The organism is Xanthomonas sp. A1809 (assembly GCF_017746015.1).
Lineage (GTDB): Bacteria > Pseudomonadota > Gammaproteobacteria > Xanthomonadales > Xanthomonadaceae > Xanthomonas > Xanthomonas euvesicatoria.
In genome coordinates this window covers 38929-62729 of the sequence record NZ_JAGHWZ010000001.1, presented here as the reverse complement: position 1 = coordinate 62729, position 23801 = coordinate 38929, and the positions used below count along the sequence as shown (strand labels likewise).

The 23801-nt window shown below is 59.1% G+C and carries 20 protein-coding genes and 1 pseudogene; 9 read left to right on the top strand and 12 right to left on the bottom strand.

Translation table 11 applies throughout. From position 1 onward, the window contains the following. Window positions 1-415: 415 nt before the first annotated feature. Window positions 416-757: pseudogene (locus J7396_RS00250) on the bottom strand (IS3 family transposase); the annotation flags it as partial. 276 nt (window positions 758-1033) lie between these two features. Here J7396_RS00250 and J7396_RS00245 point away from each other — a divergent pair. The 3 genes from J7396_RS00245 (at window position 1034) to J7396_RS00235 (ending at window position 5122) form a co-directional block, all read left to right on the top strand. Next, window positions 1034-1684 carry a DUF1629 domain-containing protein gene (locus J7396_RS00245; RefSeq protein WP_209260743.1) on the top strand — a complete coding sequence of 217 codons (651 nt, stop codon included), beginning with the start codon at window positions 1034-1036 and terminating at the stop codon, window positions 1682-1684. A 44-nt stretch (window positions 1685-1728) separates the two neighbouring features. Further along, entirely contained in the window at window positions 1729-4563 is a 2835-nt protein-coding gene (locus J7396_RS00240; RefSeq protein WP_209260742.1) for an XVIPCD domain-containing protein, read from the top strand. Between the two features lie 100 nt (window positions 4564-4663). After that, a complete protein-coding gene (locus J7396_RS00235; protein ID WP_209260741.1) occupies window positions 4664-5122 on the top strand; it encodes a hypothetical protein in 459 nt (152 codons plus the stop codon). A 154-nt stretch (window positions 5123-5276) separates the two neighbouring features. On the opposite strand, the gene J7396_RS00230 is transcribed toward J7396_RS00235, so the two are convergent. Continuing rightward, on the bottom strand, window positions 5277-6392 hold the full coding sequence (locus J7396_RS00230) for a hypothetical protein (protein ID WP_209260740.1): 1116 nt from the start codon (window positions 6390-6392) through the stop codon (window positions 5277-5279). A gap of 171 nt (window positions 6393-6563) precedes the next feature. Between J7396_RS00230 and J7396_RS22765 the strand changes: the two genes are divergently transcribed. The 3 genes from J7396_RS22765 (at window position 6564) to J7396_RS00215 (ending at window position 9818) form a co-directional block, all read left to right on the top strand. Continuing rightward, complete coding sequence (locus tag J7396_RS22765) at window positions 6564-6875, top strand: AlpA family transcriptional regulator (RefSeq protein WP_209260739.1); 312 nt, start codon at window positions 6564-6566, stop codon at window positions 6873-6875. A gap of 338 nt (window positions 6876-7213) precedes the next feature. Then, window positions 7214-8437 carry an inovirus-type Gp2 protein gene (locus J7396_RS00220; RefSeq protein ID WP_209260738.1) on the top strand — a complete coding sequence of 408 codons (1224 nt, stop codon included), beginning with the start codon at window positions 7214-7216 and terminating at the stop codon, window positions 8435-8437. A 34-nt stretch (window positions 8438-8471) separates the two neighbouring features. Continuing rightward, entirely contained in the window at window positions 8472-9818 is a 1347-nt protein-coding gene (locus tag J7396_RS00215; protein WP_209260737.1) for a DUF3987 domain-containing protein, read from the top strand. Between the two features lie 78 nt (window positions 9819-9896). On the opposite strand, the gene J7396_RS00210 is transcribed toward J7396_RS00215, so the two are convergent. The 4 genes from J7396_RS00210 to J7396_RS00195 are packed head-to-tail and all read right to left on the bottom strand — an operon-like array spanning window position 9897 to window position 11736. Further along, on the bottom strand, window positions 9897-10529 hold the full coding sequence (locus J7396_RS00210; protein ID WP_244669447.1) for a hypothetical protein: 633 nt from the start codon (window positions 10527-10529) through the stop codon (window positions 9897-9899). 10 nt (window positions 10530-10539) lie between these two features. Then, the gene (locus tag J7396_RS00205; RefSeq protein ID WP_209260736.1) at window positions 10540-10809 is read right to left on the bottom strand and encodes a hypothetical protein; all 270 of its coding nucleotides are present in this window, start codon (window positions 10807-10809) and stop codon (window positions 10540-10542) included. 2 nt (window positions 10810-10811) lie between these two features. Continuing rightward, on the bottom strand, window positions 10812-11030 hold the full coding sequence (locus J7396_RS00200; protein WP_209260735.1) for a hypothetical protein: 219 nt from the start codon (window positions 11028-11030) through the stop codon (window positions 10812-10814). Window positions 11031-11055: 25 nt separating this feature from the next. Beyond that, on the bottom strand, window positions 11056-11736 hold the full coding sequence (locus J7396_RS00195) for a DnaJ domain-containing protein (RefSeq protein WP_209260734.1): 681 nt from the start codon (window positions 11734-11736) through the stop codon (window positions 11056-11058). A gap of 156 nt (window positions 11737-11892) precedes the next feature. On the opposite strand from J7396_RS00195, the gene J7396_RS00190 reads away from it, so the two are divergent. Then, the gene (locus J7396_RS00190; protein WP_209260733.1) at window positions 11893-12279 is read left to right on the top strand and encodes a helix-turn-helix domain-containing protein; all 387 of its coding nucleotides are present in this window, start codon (window positions 11893-11895) and stop codon (window positions 12277-12279) included. A gap of 107 nt (window positions 12280-12386) precedes the next feature. Here J7396_RS00190 and J7396_RS22475 read toward each other — a convergent pair whose 3' ends face one another. Then, a complete protein-coding gene (locus tag J7396_RS22475; protein WP_209260732.1) occupies window positions 12387-12896 on the bottom strand; it encodes a JAB domain-containing protein in 510 nt (169 codons plus the stop codon). Continuing rightward, complete coding sequence (locus J7396_RS00180; protein ID WP_209260731.1) at window positions 12896-13849, bottom strand: DUF932 domain-containing protein; 954 nt, start codon at window positions 13847-13849, stop codon at window positions 12896-12898. The genes J7396_RS22475 and J7396_RS00180 overlap by 1 nt, the downstream gene beginning before the upstream one ends. Before the next feature lie 1004 nt (window positions 13850-14853). On the opposite strand from J7396_RS00180, the gene J7396_RS00175 reads away from it, so the two are divergent. After that, on the top strand, window positions 14854-17010 hold the full coding sequence (locus tag J7396_RS00175) for a hypothetical protein (RefSeq protein WP_209260730.1): 2157 nt from the start codon (window positions 14854-14856) through the stop codon (window positions 17008-17010). 131 nt (window positions 17011-17141) lie between these two features. Continuing rightward, a complete protein-coding gene (locus tag J7396_RS00170) occupies window positions 17142-18431 on the top strand; it encodes an FAD-dependent oxidoreductase (RefSeq protein ID WP_209260729.1) in 1290 nt (429 codons plus the stop codon). 257 nt (window positions 18432-18688) lie between these two features. On the opposite strand, the gene J7396_RS00165 is transcribed toward J7396_RS00170, so the two are convergent. The 4 genes from J7396_RS00165 to J7396_RS00150 all read right to left on the bottom strand — a co-directional run bounded on the left by J7396_RS00165 (window position 18689) and on the right by J7396_RS00150 (window position 23801). Next, window positions 18689-18856 (bottom strand): hypothetical protein, encoded by a 168-nt coding sequence (locus J7396_RS00165; RefSeq protein ID WP_209260728.1) that lies wholly within the window; start codon window positions 18854-18856, stop codon window positions 18689-18691. A 111-nt stretch (window positions 18857-18967) separates the two neighbouring features. Next, entirely contained in the window at window positions 18968-21208 is a 2241-nt protein-coding gene (locus J7396_RS00160; RefSeq protein WP_209260727.1) for a methyl-accepting chemotaxis protein, read from the bottom strand. Between the two features lie 368 nt (window positions 21209-21576). Beyond that, the gene (locus tag J7396_RS00155; protein ID WP_209260726.1) at window positions 21577-22284 is read right to left on the bottom strand and encodes a superoxide dismutase; all 708 of its coding nucleotides are present in this window, start codon (window positions 22282-22284) and stop codon (window positions 21577-21579) included. A 77-nt stretch (window positions 22285-22361) separates the two neighbouring features. Next, window positions 22362-23801 carry a PepSY domain-containing protein gene (locus J7396_RS00150; protein ID WP_209260725.1) on the bottom strand — a complete coding sequence of 480 codons (1440 nt, stop codon included), beginning with the start codon at window positions 23799-23801 and terminating at the stop codon, window positions 22362-22364.

Sequence of the window (23801 nt, the reverse complement as noted above, 5' to 3'; positions counted from 1 at the left end):
GAAGTTCTTCGCCCCGCTCGATCACTCACCAGCAGCTATAACTCATACGTCTAGAAAGCCCGAACGCCTTGGAAATCGCGCGTTGCAAAGCCCCCGCGGCGCCTGCTCTAAGTCGGCTTCCCGGATTTCACTTGAGATAAGTGGTGTTTGAGATTGCTGCTGGGCCGCCCGGAATCCTGCAGCAAGGCTGCCGTTGCACCCTTCAACGGGAACGATTAGGCTATCAACCGGCTACGTAGACAGCAGAAAATTTGTCGGCGGTGCTGCGAGACTGAAGGCAGTCACATGAAGGGAAATTGCTGGCTTGAGGGTTGTCCACTTCGGTGTGGAAACTTGCCAGTGAGGCCGTCCTTCCTCGTAGCCACACAATCACTCTTGATACCCCTCAGGCCGCACCAGCTGAACGCGCAGGGTTTCACAGACGCTTACATAGCCCGTAGCGACATTCAAACGATATAGGGGATAGGTCGCCAGTTGAACCATGACGGCGTCTGGAGTTGTAGACCTTGTCGATGTAATCGAATACCTCGGCGCGTTCGGCCTCCTTGGTGAGATAGATCCGCTACCTTATCCGCTCGCGTTGAGCAGGCCAAAGAAGCTCTCCACCGGTACTTTGTCGTGGCAGTTGCCACGCCGAATCATGCTGCACACCAAACCATTGGATGCCAGATGACTTCCAGTCATCACTGGTGTAGACCCACCCTTGGTTCGAGTGAACCAGACAGCCGGACGCGGGTTTGCTTCGCCCCAAACTTGCGTAGCCAGGCCTAATCTGCGCGTGCCCCCCAGCCGCTCGGCGACTTCTACCTCCCTAGACCTACGATCGGTCAATTCCCGGATCGCCTTGACCTTGAACTCATCCATACACCAACTGCTGCTCACGGATACCTCCGAGTCTTGCATTTCCAAGGCATTAATATGTCCGAGAAACCCCCAAGGTTACTCACAAGCAGGTCGCCTGTTGCCCTAGAATCGCTAGAGCCGAAGGAATCAGCTGCAATGTGCAGCGCACCCATTGACAACGGAAGCCACAATGAATGATCAGACAGCAATTCCCGTCACCATTGCGAGCGACTCCCACCTAGGAGAATTTTTTGTCCTCCGGCCAAGCTTCCGAGGCAATGGTCAGAGCGCTGGCTTGAAGATCGCCAACGAAGAGCTGCTTCTACCCCCTGGCATGAACACCATGGATCCACCCAATGGTGATCCAAACCAGTATCCGGTGAGGCCGCACCTAGTGCAGGTGCCGGGACAGCAAGAGATGCCACGTGATTTTGAGAAGCTGGCGGGCATCTGGATCGTTTCGGAAGCATTGAAACAGGTGTTCGACGCCGTTGATCCGGAAGGCTTCGCCTTCGCGGCTTGCGACTTCACTCTTGCAGACGGCACGCAGGGTCCTCAGTACTACCTCTGCAGCGTGACGCGTTGGCTTGATGCGCTTGATGAAAGTGAATCGCGGGTCCAGATCGAGATCGAACACGATTACGAGACCGGGGAAGACCTCAACTTCTACAGCGTCTCCGGCGGTGCAAGCCTTGTATTCAAGCGGGAAGTCGTTGGTAACGCCCACATCTTCCGTCAATCACGCCTAGGAACCGAGGCCATTTGTGACCGCGTTCTGTTCGATGCCTTGAGCGCGGCCCAACTTAGCGGCCCTTCGCTGCGAGACGCCGCAGACCTCTAACGCGTCAAACCCTCGATACGGATTTCTGAGCGGGAGTTGCACCGATGGCTGACACACCGGCTTTCCAAGGACACCATGTCATTGAGCAAGCGGCTTTCAGTGAGAGCCGGTTGCTGCAGTCGCTTTCCAAAAGCGGCTTGTTCGACCTGCATGGTCCACGCAACATGCTCAATCTTCCGGCCGACCAGGCGCTGGCGGCGAAAATGGGATTGTCGCCTCACCCCGGCGGACCGCTTGGGGCGTATTCAGAGGAACTTGCGAATCGGCTTGAAAGATTGGAACTGTCCCCCGACGGCCAAGCAACGCTGCGCGGCGATCAAGCCGCAGCACAGCGCATCGCGGCTAGGGTCAATGGCCTGACCGACACACTCAAGGTGGGCCTGGTCAATGGCGACCTTGTAAGCAACACGCCGCAGGGCATGACCCCACAGCAGGCGAACGCAAAGATTCGGGCTTTTCATGGCGATCTCGCGGCTTACCAACAAAGTCATGCTGGGCAGATTGCCGATGTGGGAGAGATGGCCGCAGCAGAGGCGCGCTGGGCCGGCGTGACGCGGTCTGAAGGCAATGTCCAACTGGCGTTGGATGCGATCGATCAGCAGGGATCATCCACCCTCAGTGATAGATGGGGTGGCCGGCAATCTCTTGGCACAGCGATTGCCGAAGCAAACCAAGCCGGTCGCTTGCCAATCACCGAACCGGTAGAAACGCGCCTACGCCTCGCCTTTGCCCAGGAGATGCCCCCGGTTCTTGCGCGGCCACCGGCTGGGCCGCGGCTTCCTGGCGCCCCAGGTGAAGGCGGTATCGTCGCGGGCGAAGGTCTTGCAGGAGAAGCGGCCGGCGTTCGCGGGTCGCTTTCTGGAGCACGTGTTGCCGGTGCTGCCGGCGTCGCGCTGATGGCCTATGACTTCGCCGTGACCGGCCACCGCGTTGTCCAGCTAAGGACGCAGGGCAACGACACCGGCGCCGAGTCAGCAGCCACGCACTTCGTTGGCCGCAATGCAGGCGGCATCGCAGGCGGCTTCCTGCTTGGTGCAGGCTACGGTGCCGTCACAGGGTCCTGGACGGGTCCTGGGGCGCTGGCTACTGGCTTGGTCGGCGGCGTGGCGGGTGCTTATCTTGGCGAACGTTGGGCCGAGAAGCAGGACATCAACCGGATCTACACACAGCCAGACCGCAGTGGCAACGAGTGGACACGCAATCCGGAAGATCCACAAGGCACGTGGACGCGTACGGTGAGCGCCCCGTTGCCAAGCGGCGGCTATCAGGAGACCCGCCTGGTTGCCGCTGGCCGACTTGCCGACGAACTGAATTACCGGGCAGCAAACGACTCGTATTCGCTCGGGCTGGCAAATACACCCAAACCGCAGGATCCATATCGCCTGGATGCCAAGACCGAAACGCATCCGCCGCGCGAGCCCTTTGAAACCGGCCGTGACTATGTGCGCAATGCGCAGACAGGGCAGTGGCAGCTTGAAATTAGAGAAAGTATCGATGGCAAGATACCTATCACCCGTGGCGCTTCAATCAGCGCCGAGCGTGCGACTGAGTTGGAACAGCAGTCGAAAACCATCATTGCGCAGAACGCCGCCAACACTCCGGAAGCAACAGCGGCCCGCTACCAAATTGCCTACAACCAGTTCGGCTGGAATGAGTTCGCCAATCGCGAACCGGTGCCGCAGGCCATTACGATCGCACGCACGCAACCGCAGCCGTTACAGGCTTCCGACGGTCATTCCTACAGCCGCGACGCTAACGGCGAATGGACCACGCCCGGCACACTCTATGGCACGAATGCGGCCACCGGTAACACGCGCGAGGAATTGAACCGCACATGGCAGAGCCAACAGACCGGGCTTCAAGACATGGCGTCGATGGCGGAGGTCGCCCGCAGCAATCCCACACCGACGCAGAGCGACTTGCACAGCCAGGTGGCCGGGATGTACGCCCGCGCTGGCATTACGCGCACTGAAGCCCAGATCGATGCCGCCACGGCTGCAGTTGCACAAGACCATGCACGCGACACGGGCAAGCAGATGCCCTTCTTCCTGCAGCTGCAAAAAGATGGCTCAATCGCCACGGTGGTTGGCCAGAACGACGACCGCATGGAGATCAGGGCGACCACGACGGCAGCGGAGATATCGCAGGCAGAACGGCAGCAGGCTGTGCCTGCCAATGCACCCCAAGCCAATTCCCCTGCGCAGTCGCCTCAGACGCAGCAGCCTGCAGCACCTTCCTCGCAAACCCCATTACCCAGCGCGCCGTCGTCGCAGACAGCGCCAGGAAGATCGTCCTCGCTGGACGACGATCATGCGCAGGGGCGTACACCGGCCACGGTCGCGACCACAGCACAGGTCGCCGCACCGGGAATGCAGATGGGTGCGCGCTCTGTTGCATCGCACGATCCCCGGGAAGACGAGCAGCTATCTATGAATCGTCAGAGCGTCGTTGGCCCGAAGCCTCAAGATGCGGCGCTGGTGGAGCAATTGCGCTTGTCCATTGCCAAGCTCGATGAGAGCGCCAACAAACCGTGGGATGAGCGCAGCGATCGCATGGTTGCGAGCGCCTACAAAATGGCTGTGGAGGCAGGATTCAAGCCCGGCGACAAGGTCGACGTCGCCCTAAACGTACCGGCCGACCAGCTTCCAGGGGGTGTCACAATGTTCGTGGTGCGCAGTGGCCCTGGAGCCTCTCCGGATCCGTATGCCAACCGCGCGCACATGCCGACCAGCGAGGCACTGGCAGCGGTTCCCGAACAACAGTATCTGGCGGCGAACCAGGCACGCGACACGCAAGAGCAAACGCGACTGCAAGAGCTCGCACAGGCGCGCGATCACACCCCGGATGACCCGAGCAGGACAGGGCCGAGAATGTCATAACCGGGATGAGTACCTGACTGAAGCAGGATTTAGACTGCGACGACGACAGACCTCATCTGCTGAGCAGGTGCCTGTACCACGTTTGACGCTGGGAGCAACAATGGCAAAGAAATCGGATGCGGCACGAAAAGCAAAGCTCAAGGAGCGTCGTAGAAAGGCTGAAGAAGCTCAGGCGCGACCATTGACAGACCCAAGTAAGGTTGAAAATTGGATGGCCGTTTTTGATGCCGAGCGCAACGTTATTGTTGAACTTATAGGGGAAGATGGAGTGGTTCTTGCCTACGTTAAGGGTGACGATACAGATTCTTGGACGGTCGTAGTGGAAGATGACCCTGTCGCTGGCACGGATGATGAAATAGTTGCACTTGGCTGGCTAGTCGGCGCAGCAGTAGATCAGATCGCAGAAGGCAACGTACCCGCGCTTGTCTACTCGCATTGGATTGTTGAGCAAGTTGAGACGCGCTGCAAGGCTACTAACATCGAATGGAACGATTTCCTGCGCTCTCTCTTGCCTGCTGAGAAGCAGCACATGCAGCTCCCGCTACAGCGCACGATGTAGCAACGCTGACACCGTCCCTTGCCTAGTAAGCGAGGGACGATGCAACGCATCATACGATCTTCGACATAGCCACTTCTTGCAGCTTTTGCGAACGCCGCGCCGGGTCTCCCACAAACTCTCTAGCAACGCCTTACTCGATGCGGTAGTAGAGGCATCACGGATATTTTTCCATCGAAGCCCCCAATTTAACACTCCGCAACATTTCGTCGATGCCCTGCCCCTTCCACTGAGTGTCTCCGATAATAAGCTTCATCAAATGCGGCACTCTAGATTTTTTAAAACCCATTAATCTAAGACGATCCTTCAAGACCAGAAGTAAGTCGTCATCTGCGGCGCCAGCGTAGTTATTCCACCACGCGGAAATAAGCATCACCGACTTCAATTCGGAAGTTAAAAATCCCTGGTCAAAAAAACTTTTAGCGTCACTGGCTGGCTTTTCTAGCCCACCGAGACTTATATCAGCCTCCGCGATGGCATTTTTCCCCTCTCTAAGCCCACCCGTGATGACACCCATTGCTTCATTCAGCCTCTTGACCGCGAAGACCGTAGGGTCACTACGGCACAGACGATTCCGAACATCCTCCTCGCCTAGATTTTTTGCCCAGAATTCATAGGCAGCTCTATACATCATTCGAATTGGAGATGTGACTCCTTCCAGACTGGGCGGGAACTCAAGCATATCAGGAATAAAACCACTCCTTATAAACTCCATGTCACGCTCCAAGATGTAGATATTACCTGGATGAGCGAGATAGCTGCTTGCAAGTTCGGACCATACCGGTTCCGGAGTAAAACCACGTCTATCTGACCTATGCTTATCAGTCAGCTCGACGACATATCCTCTCTCAAAATCGAGAACTTCAAAATCCGCCGAAGTGGTGTCCGATGCTTTAACCTCCAGCAGCCCTCCGCAAACAAACTCAATGCAAGTAGTGCTTCCATCAGTTCTTTGCAAATCTTCTATCGTGTTTGTGCTTAATCGAAAATGGCTAACTCCGTTTTTAAATGTCGCCCTCGGAAACCCGCCATCCTCGTAATAAATGTACGCAATATAAAGCTGCGTATCAAGGCGAACATAAAGAGGGATATTCTCTCTTCGTATAAAATCTAGGAGATTGAGATCGGGACGCAACAACGACAGCTCGTTCTCTACGTCGACATAGAGCTTTACTTTGCCAACCCGCGGCTTAGCTTTGCTTGCCAAAGAGTCGGATTGCCCCCCTACGATGGATACCGAAGCACTCGATAGTGGTTGATTTTCGGAAGACAAGTCTGTTCTCAAAAAAGCGGGTTTCCGAAATATTACTCAAGTAGAGCTCGCTTGCAAGTCCCTACCTGAGGGACATTGGACGGCGTTGGACATCGTCAAGTTAACCCGTAGCTCAATTGGTCGGACGTGGAGCCTGGGCGCATCAGGTCCGTCCCCTCTGCTAATGCTTAGGTGACAAGCTCGATCTTGGCAACTTTGAAATTCCAATGGCAATTTGGTCAGGCATCCAACTGGACCGAAGATGGCACCACAAGCGCCGCAACGTGTGGCGCCAACCAAGGCAATCCAATGCGCACTTCCACCACTGACTACTACCTGCGTCTCCGTGACGTTACTCGGATCACTGGCCTTAGCCGCTCGTCCATCTACAACTACGTCGCCGCTGGCCTGTTCCCCAAGCAGCGCGCCATGGGCGTTCGTGCGGTCCGCTGGCTGGCGAGTGAAGTGTATGCCTGGGTCGAAGATCGTGCTCGTGCCGCGTAAGAAAAATGCGGCAACTCGACGGACGGCCGGCCCGTAGTAACGGTTTATATACACCCACGAATCTCGGCAAATTTCACGATAAGTGGGGCTATATGCCGAAAACTAATTCCGGATATATATCCAATATAACATTGCATATAACAATGCGCGCCGCATAGATACAACTTGGATAAAGCAGCATCCCAAGCATCAGCAGTCAACGTATAACGCATCACATTCGAATCAGCTAGACGGTTGCACGTACACTGTGCCATACCACCTGAACTGATCGCCCAACAACCTTAAACACTAGCGAGGCAGATGCAGCCCGACGCACCGTCGTGCCTGCAATAAAAATCATGTCTAAAGATCCAACTCCCACTAATGTAAAGCACGCAATCTCCGGGCTCACTCAGGCGCAGATTATTCAGCTCCAGAATAAAGAACAGTTGCATCAAGAAATGTCGGATAGCGGATGTCTCCAGCACCCCCGCCCCCATGATGAAGCCGGTTTACTCAATGAACGGCGATTGAGCATTTTGATGAAGTGCCTTGTCAAAGCCCATGAGGATATTTGCGCAGCAACTACCCATGCTTATATTCCACTCGGCAAGCGTAACGCGCTTCCACACCCGGGCTATAAACTTACCAAATTAGGGGATCGTGTAAGGACCTGCTGCGTTATGTTTCTCGACCAAGCAGACGACAGCCCAGATTGGGTGTCCGATTACGCCGATCACCAATTCAGCCCTGTTATTACAGTGATGCTGCATGCTATGAAACGGTGGGCAGCTGATGTTGTCTGGTGGCCAAGTGCCGCCGATTTTATGCCGATGGACGAGCGCCACAATAATGCCCTTGTCGCAATGACGCGCCTTATCGCTTTTATCCGCCGGGTCAGTCATACCAAGAAATTCAAATTTGCTTGCTACGACTACAGCCGGCAGGCTGCTGCTAATTTCAAGAGCGCCTGCAAGTACGTTGTTCACTTATTTTCCCGCTACACACGCCTAGTAGTGCTGCGTGTCGACCTGTATTTGCGCCCAGGATACCGGGCCTGGGGATTCGGCAAAGAAGCTAATAACCGTATCGAGCGTTTGCAACGTCTTTTGCGAGATGGATCCATCGTGCCCGGATTCTTGGGCGGCATCTACAAACGGGAGAACGGCATCCATCGCGGCATGCACTGGCATTGCATGTTTTTCCTGGATGCCCACGATCAAATGCATGCCGATTATTTCAGCAAAGCAATCGGCGATGCTTGGGTGAGCATTGTCGGAGGAGATCGCGCGAGCTACTTCAACTGCTATGTGCGTCGGCACGAATACCGATTTAACGGACTTGGCGTCGTGCATCTCAACGACATCGAGAAGCTCATCGGTATTCGCGTCGCCCTCCACTACATGACAAAGCGCGACTGCGTACTGAAGGCCACCAGTGGCAAGCAAAGGAACTTCAGTCGCAGCGAGTTCCAAACCCCAGTCCGTTCAGGTGCTCCGCGCAAGGACGAAGACAGCCTGCGCGATGTGAAACGTGTACTCAGCGGCGCTCGCAGCCTCTACCCCAAATGGCTCGTGCTCTAAGCCCTTGTCCCCATCACTTCTGGATGACCAAAACATGTTCACCAACTTCCGTCCTCCCTGCCCCATCGAAGCGCTGCCCGACCCGCTCTACAACGCCGCCTGTGAGATCGGCCGTCTCACCGAGGCACCGGCAGAGATCCTGCTCGCCGATGCGATCGCCGCTGCGTGCTTGGCCGTGCACCTCCGCCATGACGTGAGCGCCCCTGACGGACGGACGATGCCCACATCGATTTTTACGGCAGCGCTGGGTCGCTCAGGGATCGGTAAAGGTCAGTCTATGATCCAGTTCTTCAAGGCCTTCAAGGAGGACACAAAGGAGAAGCTTAGGCAAGAGCTCGCCGCTGGAAAAACTGCGCAGACCGACGATGATCTGATCCTAGAGGAAATCAGCCTCGTGGCGCTCATGGACCGTCTGTGTGGCTTGGGTAAAGGTTGTTCCATCCAGATCGAGGAAGGCACCCGCTTCATCCCGGAGATGGTCAAGCTGGAAGGCGTCCTGACACAATTTTATAGCGGAGATCCTCCGGTCAAGCGCCGTGTGAAGCGCATCAACCAGACGGCAGTCGACGCGCGTCTCAGCATCGGCCTTCGCTTCCAGCCTCACATTTTTTACAAGTGCTTGAACAAGCGTGCTGGGGAGGCGTATGAACAGGGCCTATGGCCGCGTCTCCTCCTCGCTTGCCACGATCCAGAACGCTTTCCAACCCCCCAGCCGCTGATGACATCGCGCGCTGGAGGATCTGGCCACAACGATCGCCTGCAGGCGGTTCTCAAGAAGCTTGTTGGTCAGGCACAGCAATGCCCATCGGAGACACCTCGGACGTTGGTGGCACTGAGCAAGGACGCTTCTGTGCGCATGCGCATGCTGAAAGAAGACATCACGGATTGCTGTCCCAAGCATTACGATGCCATCAAGCCGTCCGTTGACCGCGCCTGGGAAAACACGCTGCGCTTGGCTGCTGTCTTCCACGTCGTCTGCGAAGAAGAAGGCGAGATCAGCCAGGAGATGGTTGAGCGTGCCTGGACGATCATGGAGTGGTCGCTCACCCAGCACTACATGGTGTTTGTCGAAGCTGCTCGTCCGGAATCGAAGCAAAAGCCACGTGCGGTCGCCCGTTCTCACGCACCCCGCAAGGCCCGCCCTGCCGATGATGCGCGGCTGGTCCTGGAGGCGGTTTGGAGTGCACGCGGCCTGCGCTCAAGCGACGAAAAGTTTGTCGACGAGGTTGAACGGCTAGCTGGTTTGCCACCGAAGCGGTTTAGCCACTCAGTGGAGTGGCTGGTGCGTAAGGAGCAGGTTGTCGTGCTGGGTGTGGACGAGTTCCGTCGCATCCGCGCCCTTGCACCACGTCCCTCCTACACGCCGGATGGCCGCCTGTAAAGTCAAAAAAATAGCTTTGCACCTCGATACCAAGTAGGGGGAGCGAATGCTCCCCCTACTTGGGCACTACGACACAGATTAAGGTGATGGTTGCACCTGCAGCCACTTACTCCCATGAAACACGTACAGCGCCTGCTCTTCCGTTGACGGACAGCAGTCCGGATCGTCCGGCCCCTGTACAAGCAGCTTCACATGCACCGTGCCGTCTTCCAGGCTCACATTCTGAGCAGCAACTCCGAAGCCGGAAACGGACGTGGTACCGGCCAGCTGCAACTGGCCGGTTTCCTTGCGCTGGAAAGCCGCCAAGTAGCTACCAGCTCCGTTGCCACCGCCACCGCCTTCCAGGGTGTACAAGGCCACCACTTCTGGCTTGCCATCCCCGGTCAGATCGCCTTCGGCCAGTTTCCGCGCGTCCTTATACTCGGTCGCTCCGTCGGCCTTCTTCGCCTCCTGGGCGATTGCTGCGTTGATAACCTCGGCATCCGGTGTGATCTGGACAGCTTCCTGCGGCGGCGCTTTCTCTGTCTCAGCTTTTACGTCCTTGGCGGCATCGCACTGAATAGCCTCGGCCTTTGCCCGCTCGGTACCCGCCGGAACCTCGCAGCCAGCCAGGTTGATATCGCCTGCTTTCGTTACCTCATCTGCTTTGCCACACCCCGTAACGGCTAGCGCGGATAGTAGGATCATCACGGCCCGGTAAATCTGCTTCATCCTCATTTCCTTATCGTTTCCTGCACTGTTGTGCTGCATTGGCCAATTGATCGATGAAGTCCGGAGGCGGAGAACCCTCGGACTGAATTGCAACAATTCCCTCTTCGCCGTAATGCGATTGCAGTTTGTCGAAGGCGCATTCGCAGACCGATTCGTCCCCTCCACCGCTGGAGCAGCTGTCGACGAACTCGTTCCGAGCCTTGTCTGCCTTGCTGCTGCATGCTCCAAGCATCAGCAACGCCGCCAGAGCGGCCGCAATCTTCGAAACATTCCGTGCCATGACTAGGCCCTCCTTCGCACGAGGACCAGCACGCCGCCGATGACGACAAGCCAAATCAACCCGCTGAGAAGCCCTCCGAACGACGGGAACACAATTGCTGGCCAGACCAGCGCGCGACCGAGGTTGTAGGCAAAGCCTTTGTAGGCGTATTGCCCCCAATGGGCGAAACAGATTGCAGCAACTACGACAGAGGCTCCGTAGAGCCCAATCAGATATTTCATCTCTTTCCCCCTGTTGTTGTGATTGTCAATGGCCTTGCTGCAGATAGCGGCTTACGGCCTTGAAGAGCGTCTTCAAGTCGCCTCTGTTAGGCATGTTCAGATCCGCGAAGCGCTCGCCGTTTATGTAGACGTACTTCCCTTCTGTCGTGATCGCCGACAGGACTCCAATCAGTCGGATATCCACGGGCTGGAACACCGCCTTGCATCTGATCTGTGCCTCGGTGATCAGGACACCTTCGCGGGCACCGCCAAAGAGCGTGTCGTCAATCAGCACGACCACATCCTGGGGGTGTAGTCCTTGCCCATAAGACTCCAATGCGCCGGCAAGTTTTTTGTGAGGGATACGCGGCGCGATGAAGATCCGCTCAAGCGGTTCACCGTTCAGTGCCAGGCCGTCCAGCGCCTGCACCAATGTCGGTGCATACGACTGTTCCGGCTCGCGCGCGCAGGTGGCATCTGCCGGGCATTCTGGGCGCGCTGACTTAGTTCGCACTTCCTCATCCACTCGCGCACGACTGACCGTATCCCGAAGTGCCGCGTAAGCCTGGTTGACCTCCTGCATCTTCGAGGTCGCCCAGTTCAGCGTCTCCGCATCCGAGTTTGCATAGCGGTCCGGGTGGTACTGGCTACGTCGTCCTTTGTAGGCGAGCTCGATTTCCTCACCCCCAGCGCTTGGACGAATGCCCAAGATTTCGTATGGATCCATGCCTGCCTTGCTGTCCTTCCTGTCGTTTCCGTCGCATGCCGGACGCGCGAGCCGCTCCTGACTTGCGGCGGCCCGCCCTCTATCTGGAAGATAGAGTCTGCCACACCGATAGAGCCTTCGTCATGATTCCGGACATCTTCGTTTCACGATTCCCCTGTGCCCGAGTCCTCCCCCCGAGCGCTTTTCGCTGCCCGCCTAGCTCAGGCCAGGCAGTTGCGCGGTTTGAGCCAGCGCGCGCTGGGGGATCGCATGGGCCTCGGTAAGGAGAAGGGGTCTTCACGGATCAACCGGTACGAACACCAGGTCACAGCCATTGGTTTTGACAACCTGAACACGCTAGCTCAGGTCCTGGAGGTGCCGGTTGCTTACCTACTTGCAGACGATGCATCCATGGCTGATGCGATCCTTGCCTTCTCTCAAGCAGATGAGGCTCAACGCAAAGTTCTGACCAAGCTGATTCCGGCTGTGCTCCAGGACCCAGGCATGCTTTCGAAGTTGTTGGAACTTTTGCAGAAGCCCAATGGGAGCAACACAAGCGAGTGAAGGAGCTTGGCCTCATGTGCTCGGCTTTCGTTCACCCCCATCAGTCGCACGTATATGCCCGGCCCAACTGGACCGGGCGACTCGCCATTGCTTGCAGAAAATTACGCCTACACCCATCCCCGGGTGGCCATCGAAACCGCCTGGTGGGCCGTGACCACGAAATGGTCCAGCAGCCGGATCTCCACCAAGTGCAAAACGGTCTTCAACTGAACCGTGACAGCCCGGTCGGCCGCTGAAGGCTCAGTGTGGCCACTCGGGTGGTTATGAGCCACGATGACTGCCGCGGCGTTCAAGGCCAACGCGCGCTGGACGACGATGCGCGGATGCACCTCCGCGCCCTCCACGGACCCGGAGAACAAACGCTCTACCCCGATAAGCCTGTGCTGGTTATCGAGGAACGCAACTTCGAAGTGCTCCCGTATCTCACCGCCCAGCCGTAGCCGGAAGAAGGCGCCACACTTGGAGACATCGCCCAGTCGTGGCCCTGGTTCGCAGAAACGCTGCTCGAGGATGCGCAGGGCGCGCGCGACGATCTTGTCATCCCGTACGCGGATGGCTTCCTGTGATGGTACAAGCCTGCTTTCACACGGCGCACCTGTGCGTGTCCCGGCCGGCATCACGCTACCAACCCCATCACTTCTTCCCACGCACGCTGTTTGATCTTGGTCCCCTGCCCAAACCAGGCTGCATCCCGCCGATGGTCATTACTTCGAGCACGTCGATGATGATCAACGTGCTCGGTGACGGCATTGAGCAGACCCCAAGCCGTTGCTCGGCTGGAAGCAAGCTTGGATCCTCGCCCGGCACCCTCATACAGCGCGCGCACTTTAGCCACCGCCTGTTCGTTGACCACCTGCGTCGTGCTTGGAATGGCGTAGGTCAACACGCGGCGCATAAGGGTATCAGCAGCGTCTGGGCCGACGGGGAATTCGCACAATGCCTTCATCCGATCCACGAAGTCTTCCCACCCAGAAACGACGATGCCAAGTTGCCGCTTGATAGCGTCGGGCTGGAACTGACTACGATGCGGCACCTTGATCGCCCCAGCGCTTTGACCCACAGCGATCTGCAGCGTGTTGTTGCATACCACGCGAACGGACGTGAACTGCGCTGTCGTTGCCAGGGTCCCGTCGCACGCTGTTGCCAGCAGCAGGTATCCATCAACCCTGTCGCGCTTCTTGAGAGAGGTGCTCTGTCCGGTCCTGGCCAAGGCCCAGAACTTTTGTCCACCACGCAGGACGCCAGCGGTTTCAAGTTCAAACCCGTGAAGTGCTGTCAGGTCGCGGTAGAACTCCAGAATTTCCCCAGGCTGTACAACCTGGAAGCGCCTGGACACCACCGCTAGCGGCGCCTGGGTGTCCGATCGATAGAGCACTTTCTGCCCAGGAAAGGCACTCGTGCCATTGGAGCCATGACACTGTGCGGTGTAACGCACCTCCGATTCTTTTATCTCCCATTCCATACCAGCCTGGCGCCTCCAGACTTCGATGGGTTGGTGCTTGCCCAAGCTGTTACCCAGGCCATGCCAAGGTGTCTGGCCCTTGTAGGCCATCGATTCAACAAGATGCATGTATCTCTCCTAGATGCGGCGACATAAACACACAAGGCCCGGACAATGCCGGGCCTTGTGTGGTGCCGATGGACGATGGATCAGTCGTTACGGAAGAACTCCGAACCACTGGGAGCAAAGGAACAACGCGCGACGGCAGCCAAGATGGAAGCCGCCACAATGAAAACGCAGTACAGGAACTCAGACTTGTCCCTCATCAGACCACCCAGTCAATGGACGGATCAGTGCGGACCGCCCCTACGCAAGGCCAGACACCTCCTGGCTCTCATGTAGGTACTAAGGGTTTTAAATATTTTTGTTTCGAGGAAACAGGCCGGCTGCGTCATGTGCTCGGGGAGCAGGAAACCGGCACGTCCTTGATTTGGCGAGATGACGCGCCTCTATCGGAATCGACGGGCGTTATCGCGCAACCGGTGTTGTGTGCAGGTTGATCGCTCTGTCAAGTTTGCCATCCGGATGTCTGCGCGCGCCGGAACTGGCCACGCCACAACACCCTCCCAATCGGGAAGGCTACCCTCGCGAAAACTTGTGCGCTCCTCAAAAAGGTTGAGCGACGGAGTAGTGCCTCGGCCGCCGTGCCCGCGACCGCAAGGAGTCTTGCCTCGACTCATTCCTCTCGCGCTGCGGCCGACGGGCCGAGCATTGGGTGGCGACGTAATCTTCAATCACTAGTGCGCCGCGATAACGGCCTTTTCAAAAAACACTTGGCTTTAATCGCGATTGTCTTTCACGTGTTGCCCAGCCGCGATACCGTAACCTGTTTCCACGGCCTTTGCGTATTCGAGGATCCTGTCAGAGGACAAGGCGACGCGGCCCGCATGCATGAGCGACACCGAGAGCTAACCGGAGCCTTCAACGCTTGGAGCGTTTTTACCCACAGTGAAGGCGGGCAGGCACCCAGATGATCGGCTAGGGCGTGGTTGTGTCCTGGCATCATTCCCTGACACCTGGGCTTACTCGAAGCAGCCGTTCGTGGCTCATATTTAGAAGGAAATGAAATCGTAATGAGAGCAGGAACATTGCTTGCACCATACCGAGCAGCATTGACGGTAGTCGGACTGGCGCTCGTCGTTGCAGCCTCGCCTGCGCATGCTGCGACTTGCGCTGCCGATGGCGAAAACCAGTACGGGGCCGAAGCCCCGCTGGTGATTGACGCAGATTGCACGGACCCCGACTACAACAATGACACTTTCGTCATCGACAGTACAAAGTCGCTGATGCTTGCGTTGCCGGATGGATCGACCATTCCCTACACCGAGGTCAAGGGGCATTTTCCTGCAACGCACACGGGGGCGCAGCTTCCACAGGGCGTAACGGGAAGCCCGACCACGGCCAGTCATGCCGTCACTTGGCTCTTCCCTGACCGGACACACTGGCGCAATCGCTTTTTCCAGCAATCCTATCCGCTGCCGTTGGAGTATTTGAACGTCGTCGACAGCGTCTTTGCGTTCACTCACGGCGGCTACACGGTGAGCGTGATGCCGGGCAACACCGTGAGCGGCTACCGCGTAAGTGCCGCGGCCGCGAAGCTAGCCAAGGCTTATGCCAACCGGATATACGGAAATAGCGCGCGCATCTACGGCTATATCTATGGCCAGAGCGGAGGATCTGTGCAGATGATGGGCGCAAACGAGGGGACCAGCGGCGTGTGGGACGGCATCGCCCCCGTGGTGATCGCGACCGATGGCCTCAACATGCATTCGTTCCAATGGGATGCGCTCTACGCGCTTGCCGTTCCGAAGGCCAAGCGCTTGGCGGTGGCAACTGCGGCTGCGCCGGGCAGCGGGCGCGACCTCTACAAGGGACTCACTCCCGGCGAACGCACCGCCCTAGAAGAGCTGCTGAACGCCGGCTTCGCGCGCAAGGCGCTGGAGGACTGGACGTTCGAGGTGAGCTCGGCGCTGCCGCTGTCAGGCGCGCTGGCGACATACGATCCAGGCTACGAGGACGATTTCTGGTCCAAGCCGGGGTACGAGGGTGCGGACCCGTCAGCCTATCTCGCCGCGGCCAAGGTAGACGGTTTCGCCATGATCACGAGCGTACAGCACGACAGCAAGGATGCGGTGACCAGCGTCACCTTCGATCCAGCCACCGTTCCCAAACTTGGCTCGATCGGCGCGGAAGGACTGCAGTTCTACGTCTATGCCCCTGACGGCGTCACGCGGGTGACGAAGGGCGACGCCCGCACGCTTTCCGGCAAGCTCGCCGGCAACACGCTGACGCTCGAAGGCGACAACGATCCAGTCCTCCTCGGCGCCTTGGCGAAGGGTGCGAAGGTCAGGATCAACAACCGCTTCGTGCTGGCGGCTTGCTTTTACCCGCGCCACTCGATCCTGGACAACGGCAACCCTGCCTATGATCAGTACAGGAACACGGACGGCACGCCAAAATACGTGCAGCGCGACATCCAGACCGCCTATATCGCCAATATCAGCTCCTCCGGCGGCCGGCGGCAGACCGGCCAGCTGAAGGTCCGAACGATCGTGCTCGAGAATCTGTTCGACCCGGCATCCTATCCCTATGTCGGCGGCTTCTATGCCGATCAGGTGCGGCGGTCACTTGGTCCGCGTGCCACGGACGACATGTTCCGACTCTACTATCAGGACAATGCGCCGCATGGCGCGTTCCCCGCGATCACGCCCGGGCCGGAGGCGGCCCGGCAGGCGACCATGACGGCGAGCGTCGGCGGATTACTCCATCAGGCGCTGCTCGACATGGCGGCTTGGGTGGAGCGCGGCGTCGCGCCGTTGCCTTCGACCAAGTACAGCCGCGATGCAATGAACCAGATTGTCCTGCCAGACAGCGCCGTGGCACGCGGGGGCTTACAGCCGGTGATCGACCTCACCGCAAATGGCGACGTGCGCGCAGAGGTGGCCGTGAACCAACCGGTGACGCTGTCGGCGCGGATCGCCATGCCTCCACATGCCGGTAAGGTCGTCCGTTACGCCTGGTATCTGGGCACGCCAGATCTGGAGTTCGAGCCTTTCATGCCCGTCGCCAAGCCGGGGAGGACGATAGCCGTGAAGCGCACGGTTAGCTTCAGCGCGCCGGGCGAATATGCGATCACGATCCGGGTGGAAGGGCAGCGTGAGGGACGGAATGACACCAACGGGACCACCTTTTTGCAGAATGTGGGCCGGGTGCGGATCGTCGTCCACTAGCACTCAATCAAACGCCGACCGCTCTGCGACATCACGACGAGTGGTCGGTGACGATTTGCGGCGCAACCAGCCTGGTCGGACAGCAAAAATCAAGCCACCGCAGTCAGCACGGTGGGCAGATAGGGATAACGATGGTCAACGAACATAAGCTGGTAGTAGTGGGTGGCGGCGTCGCAGGGTTGGAGATCGCAACACGCCTTGCTGGCCGGCGATCGGGCGACCGACGATTGAGCGTGACGCTCATTGATCGCGAAACGGCCTACGTGTGGAAACCTATGCTGCACACGATTGCTGCAGGCACTTCGGATGCCGGCATGCAGCAGACCGTGTATGCCGCGCATGCGCTAAGCCACGGCTTTCGCTTCGAATATGGCGAAGCGGTGAGTGTCGACCGCAAACTCCGGCAAATCCACCTTGCTGCGCTTGCGTTCGAGGGCGAGGAGGTGGTGCCCGAACGCACGATCGATTACGACACGCTAGTGCTGGCCGTCGGCAGCAGAGCGAACGACTTCGGCACGCCTGGCGTTGCGGAGCATTGCGAAAGCATCGACGGCCGATCAGACGCCATCGCATTCAATGACCGGCTGCGGGTCGAGCTATTGAAGGCCGTGGTGGCGGCATCGCCGCTGACGGTCGGGATTGTAGGAGGTGGCGCTACCGGCGTCGAGCTCGCTGCGGAGCTGGTCCAAGTGGCCGGCGTCGCCGAACGTTATGGCATCGCGGGTGCGTTGAACCATCTCCGGGTTGTCCTGATCGAGTCTGGGCCGCGTCTGCTCGGCCCGTTTCCCGAGCGGGTGGCGATGGCTGCGCAGCGCAAGCTGGAACAGCTGGGAATCGAGGTGAGGACAGGAACACGCGTCACAGCCGCGGATGAGGGCGGGTTCACACTCGGAGGCGGCCAGCTCGTCCCTGCGGGGCTGAAAGTCTGGGCCGCAGGCGTGAAGGCGCCGCCGCTGCTCGACATGCTTGCGGACATGGAGCGCACACATAGCGGACAACTTATTGTCGGTCCTACGCTCGCGGCGCCAGGGGACCCGCACATCTACGCGCTCGGCGACTGCGCCGCTGCCCATCTTTTAGGGCATGACGGACCAGTACCGACGACGGCGCAGGCCGCCAGCCAGCATGCCAGCTACCTTTCTCGGCACCTGCCTGCGCTGATCGCGGGAAAAAAAGCTCCTTCGGCGACCTACCGTGATTTCGGAGGATTGGTGTCGCTGGGCGGATTCGATGCCTATGGTACGCTCGGGCGTTTCGGCTTCTTCAACGGTGGATTTCTCCGGGGCCGCGTCGCGCAGCTCGGTCACGCCATGCTCTATCGGCGCTATCAAACAAGTCTACACGGCGTTGGGCGGGGGACGTTGCTTTGGCTGCTCGACACGATCGGACGACGAGTCAGACCGGGCGCGAGGCTGACATGAACCGTTTCGCGGCGGCGAACGTTCCAACGTCGCGCCTGCTTTCCCGTCTAACTATCGGAACTGTTTGAAAACTCGATGATATGCGCAGCTTGGGCAGTCTCCGTCCCGGTTCAGAAGGAGATGTACATTACCGCGCGTTGATGCGGCGCTGAAGATCGACGATCTGATCCCGATAACGATTGTCACCCAGAAGCTCGACGAACTTCGCGGAATAGTCTCGGTTGGCCTCGCCCTTGCCGCGCACGGCGGCGGCTACCTCATTCGATCAGCGCGGCGCGACGATACGGGCCGACATAGGCGGGATTGCCCTGTTGCACGCGCCACGAATCTGCCAGGTCACCAATAACGACAGGGTCGAACCCCATACCCTCGACGATGCGGGCCGCTGTGACGGGATGGTTGGGATCGTCCCCGGCCAGCGACAACGCGAACTACCTATGACCCAACTCGTCCTATGACCCAACCGATACGCTCTTGTTCTGCGGCGCCCCCCGCCCAAGCGGGGGCTTCTCTATCTCAAGCATCCGCTCGCAGACTTAGAACTCCTGCCAACTAGCCTCGTTGCTGGCAGTTGTAAACACCGCGCGCGGCTTGGTCTTCACGGCGCGCTTCTCGGTTGTATTGCTCACGCTCGCTGCCAGTGAAAAGTGAGCAGCGGATGTTGGCATTGGCGAGTCCTTCGGTTCGACGATTTTGAACACCGCAACCGCCTCGGTGAGCTGCTGGGCCTGTTCTTCCATCGCGCGGGCAGCGGCGGTGGCTTCTTCCACCAGCGCGGCGTTCTGTTGGGTAGCTTCGTCCATGTGGGTGACGGTCTGGTTGACCTGCTCGATGCCGGCCGACTGTTCCTGCGAGGCGGCAGAGATCTCGCCCATGATGTTGGTGACGCGCTGCACGCTGGCGACGATCTCTGCCATGGTCTTGCCGGCCTGGTCCACCAGCTGCGAACCGTCGGCCACCCGCTGCACCGAGTCGTCGATCAGGCTCTTGATCTCCTTCGCTGCTGCGGACGAACGCTGTGCCAGGGTGCGCACCTCGGAGGCGACCACCGCAAAGCCACGGCCCTGGTCGCCGGCACGCGCCGCTTCCACGGCGGCATTCAGGGCCAGGATGTTGGTCTGGAACGCGATGCCGTCGATGACGCTGATGATGTCGGCAATGCGCTTGGACGAGGCCTCGATGCCGCTCATGGTGTCGACCACCTTGCCGACCACCTCGCCACCCTGAACGGCCACGCTGGCTGCGCCGATGGCGAGTTGATTGGCCTGGCGTGCGCCTTCGGCGTTCTGCCTGACAGTAGAGGTCAGCTCTTCCATTGATGCAGCAGTTTCTTCCAGGTTGGCGGCCTGCTGCTCGGTGCGCTGCGACAGGTCCTGATTGCCGGCTGCGATCTCGCTGGCCGCACCCTTGATCGACACGGCCGAGGTCTTGATGCTGCTGACGATCTCAGTCAACTGAGTGGCAGTGGCATTGGCATCGTCGCGCATCTGGGCAAACACGCCCAGGAACTCGCCGCTCATACGCGCGGTGAGGTCACCGGCAGCGATCGATTGCAGCAACGAAGACAGCGACTGCAGGTTGCTGTCGGCCGTGGCCATCAACGTGTTGAGGCTCTCCACCATCACACGGAAGTCGTACTGGAAGCGCTCGGCATCGCCGCGTGCGCTGAAGTCGCCATTGGCGGCGGCCTGCGCGAGATGCTTGATCTGGTGATTCATCGCCGCCAAGTTGGTCTTGACCTGTGCCATGGTGTCGGTGAATACGGCCTTCTCACCTGGCAGACTGCCCATGTCGTCACTGAGGTCGCCAATGGCATAGCGTCCCATGATGCGCGCTAGGTCGGCCTGGACCGCAAGGTGCGAGGCGACCAGGGCATTAGTGTCGCCAGCCATGCGGCCGTAGTCGCCCGGGAAGGCGGCAGCATCGATGCGGAAGCTGATCTGCCCCTCGTCGTGACGCTTTGCCATGTCAGTCTGCGCCGCAATCAGGTTGCGCAGCTGCAGTTGCATCTTGCTCATCGCCTGCAGCAGGCGTCCTGTTTCGTCAGTAGCGGCGCTATGCACATCGGTACTCAAGTTGCCTGCGGCAATAGATTCAGCAGCCTGGGTTGCTTGACTCAATGGAGCTGTAAGGCTACGAGTAATGAGCAAGGCCAGCAGAGCACTGATCAACAAGACAGCTCCCCCACCCGCCGTCAGGATAATCTTGCCACGGTGCATGGACGCTAAGGCTGCGGAGTAGGCTTCCTTGCTAAGTCGATATTCCAACTCAGCATTAGCCCGTATCGCTGACTGCTGAGCCTCCATCGCGACTGCACCAGCTCCCTGGAGAATCGCTTTGGCCTGCTCGTCCTCGTCCCGCGAGCCGTAATCGAGAACCTGATTGTTGTATCCAACCGATACCTGGCGCTTTTCCTTCACAAGCCCAAGTGACGCCTTTTCGGCTTCACTGCTAGGCATAGCGGACAGCGCATCTGATGCGGTCTTATAGCGCTTACGGTTTGTTTCAACGATGGCCATCGCCTTACGGTTTGCTTCGTCTCCATCCACCATCACGATATCGCGTAGACCAATCGCGACATTTGTGTTGGCATCTAGCATTTCAGACGAAAGCCGAATTCGCTCAAGGTTGCTATTTACGATCGAGTCTAACTCGAGTCGCGCATTCGACATGGCAATCAGGCCCGTCGCAACGAGCAGACCTGACAGGAGGATCAGGATGCCGAAAGCCGTTCCCAATCGACGGCCAACGTTGAGGCGTTGCAAGAGAGCGTTCATACATTGTCCAAGGAGGTTTGAGGATAAATCCGGCCCATGCTGCAGCTGTCCGGCTTCTTGCTCATCTAGCGGCCTCCACGACCTTCCCTAAAGCGCCCATATGCAGGAAGGGTCATCCTAGATTCACCACTTTAGGTCGAGTCTGCTACACGGGATTAGCGGGCGCGACCCTACGTGAGGTGATGCCCCTGCAAGGAGCTCATCCGACACTGCGCGAGCTAGCCGTCAATCCTTGCCAGCGTAGGCAGTTGATCTCCATCTAGACACCAAGACAAGAGTCACTTCCCCACCGAGCTGGCAGCGCTGCGAAGCGACCTCTCTCCGCCGAACAGCTCTACGTTGCGTCACGCCCCGGGGTGTGGCAACGATCACCGCTTGCGCGTGGCCGCCTCATAGCGGGTGTTGACCTGGCTCCAGTTGACCACCGGCCACCACGCCTTGATGTAGTCGGCGCGCTTGTTCTGGTAATGCAGGTAGTAGGCGTGCTCCCAGACATCCAGCGCCAGCAGCGGAGTGCCGCGCTCGGCGACCACATCCATCAGTGGGTTGTCCTGGTTCGGCGTGGTGGTGATGGCAAGCGAACCATCCGGCTTGAGGATCAGCCAGGCCCAGCCCGATCCGAACAGTTTGGTGGCCGCCTCGGCGAACTTGGTCTGGAATGTGTGCTGCGAACCGAAGGTCTGCACGAGCTTGGCTTTCAGCGCCGGCGACGGGCTTCCGCCCTTGCCCACCGGCGCCATCAGCGTCCAGAACAGGCTGTGGTTGTAGTGCCCCCCGGCGTTGTTGCGCACCGCGGCGTCATACCGCGACACGCTGGCCTGGATATCTTCCAATGCGGTGGTGGCCAAGGCGGGGTAGTCCTTGAGCTTGGCGTTGAGATTGTCCACATAGGCCTTGTGATGCCGGTCGTGATGGATTTCCATCGTGCGAGCATCGATTGCAGGTTCGAGGGCGTTAGTGGCATACGGCAACGCGGGCAACGAGAACGGTGACTGCGCAGGCTCTGCGGCGGACGCGATGCAGGTGGTGACCAGCAGTGCTGTCGCAAACAGGGACGTAAGGGCGAGTCGTTTCATGCTTCCTTCCTCCAGCGATATGGGAGCGACGCCCCCGGAATGCCCGACAATCGGGCGATACGAATGCATGCGCTACTTCAGTCCAGCCATCGGAACAGCCGCGATCGTGGCCGGATCCATCGATCAAACACCCAGACAATGACAAGCGATGCGAACAGGAGCGGCAGCGCAAGTGCGGTTGCGACGGCCAAGCCGATCAGCCAGCGACGCGGCGTGCGGCGGTCGGATCCGGGCGCGCCGATGCGGCCGGCCGGCTTGCGACGCCACCACATCACCAGCCCGGATGTGCACAGCACCACGATACCGACGCAGGCGAACAGCATGACGAATTGATTTGCCCGGCCGAAGTAGTTGCCCATGTGCAGTTGCACACCCATCTCGATGGCCTGGGCTACGACGCCGTAGTCGTCAAAGCCTGCACGAACAAGCAGTTCGCCCCGTTCGTCGAAGTGGTAAGTGACCTGCCCCTGGGGTCTGTCCGGATAGGTGTAGGCCATCAACGCACCGCGTTGCGTGCTTGGCAGGAACACCCGCAGCGGATCGGCCGTGCCTGCGGCGCGGACATGGGCGATGGCACGTTCCAGGCCGGCGTCGGTCCAGTGGCGTGCAGTGCCCGGTGTTGCAGCAGCGTGGGTTTGGTGATGCGAATGCGCAGGATCGGACGCCACGTCAGCGGGCGGCATGGGCGCTTGCTGCAGCGTCCAGGGGACGTCGTTGAACCCGGTCCCGATCTTGGGCGCAGCAGGTGCAACGTAACGGCGATAGACAGGCGGGTAGCCTGCATTGATCGCCTCGGCACCACTGCGCACCCACTCCCCCCAGAACGATGCCCAGGGAAGACCGGTAAAGATCAGCAAGAGCGCCAGCAGCGAGACCCAAAGCCCCGTTGCTGCGTGAAGCGACTTCCAGAACGCCCGTCCCTTTGCACGTAGGTTGGGGACCACTCCATGCCACCAGGCAAGCCCCTGGCCGCGCGGCCAGCCCAGATACAGCCCGCTCAGGATGAGCAGCACCGCCCAACAGGCGGCCAGTTCGATCAGGTAGCTACCTGGCGCGCCAAGCATCAGCGATCCATGCAGGCGATCGGCCAGACCCACCAGTGTCCGCGACGGCACAAGCGTTCCCAGCACCAGACCAGTGCCCGGGTCGACGAAAGCGATCTGGCTAGGGGCCTTGGCGACATCCAGATAGACCTGCGCAGGCCGGTGCGGATCGATGGGGACATCGATCCGCGTTGCCGTGCTTCCCGCCACATGCGCTTGCGCCGCATCGATCATGCTTCCAAGTGAGGATCGCTGCTTCCAGGGCGTCTGGGTGAAGCGCAGCTCCGGGTAGATCGCATCGTTCAATTCATCGTTGAACAGGTAGATCGCACCGGTGACTGCCAGCATCAGCAGAAACGGCGCGACGAACAGGCCCGCATAGAGATGCCAACGCCAGAACAGACGGTGCCGGTCCCGCCTGGCAGCATCGGCACGCTGGACGTCTTCAGCGCTCGAAGGACGCTTTCGGGCCAT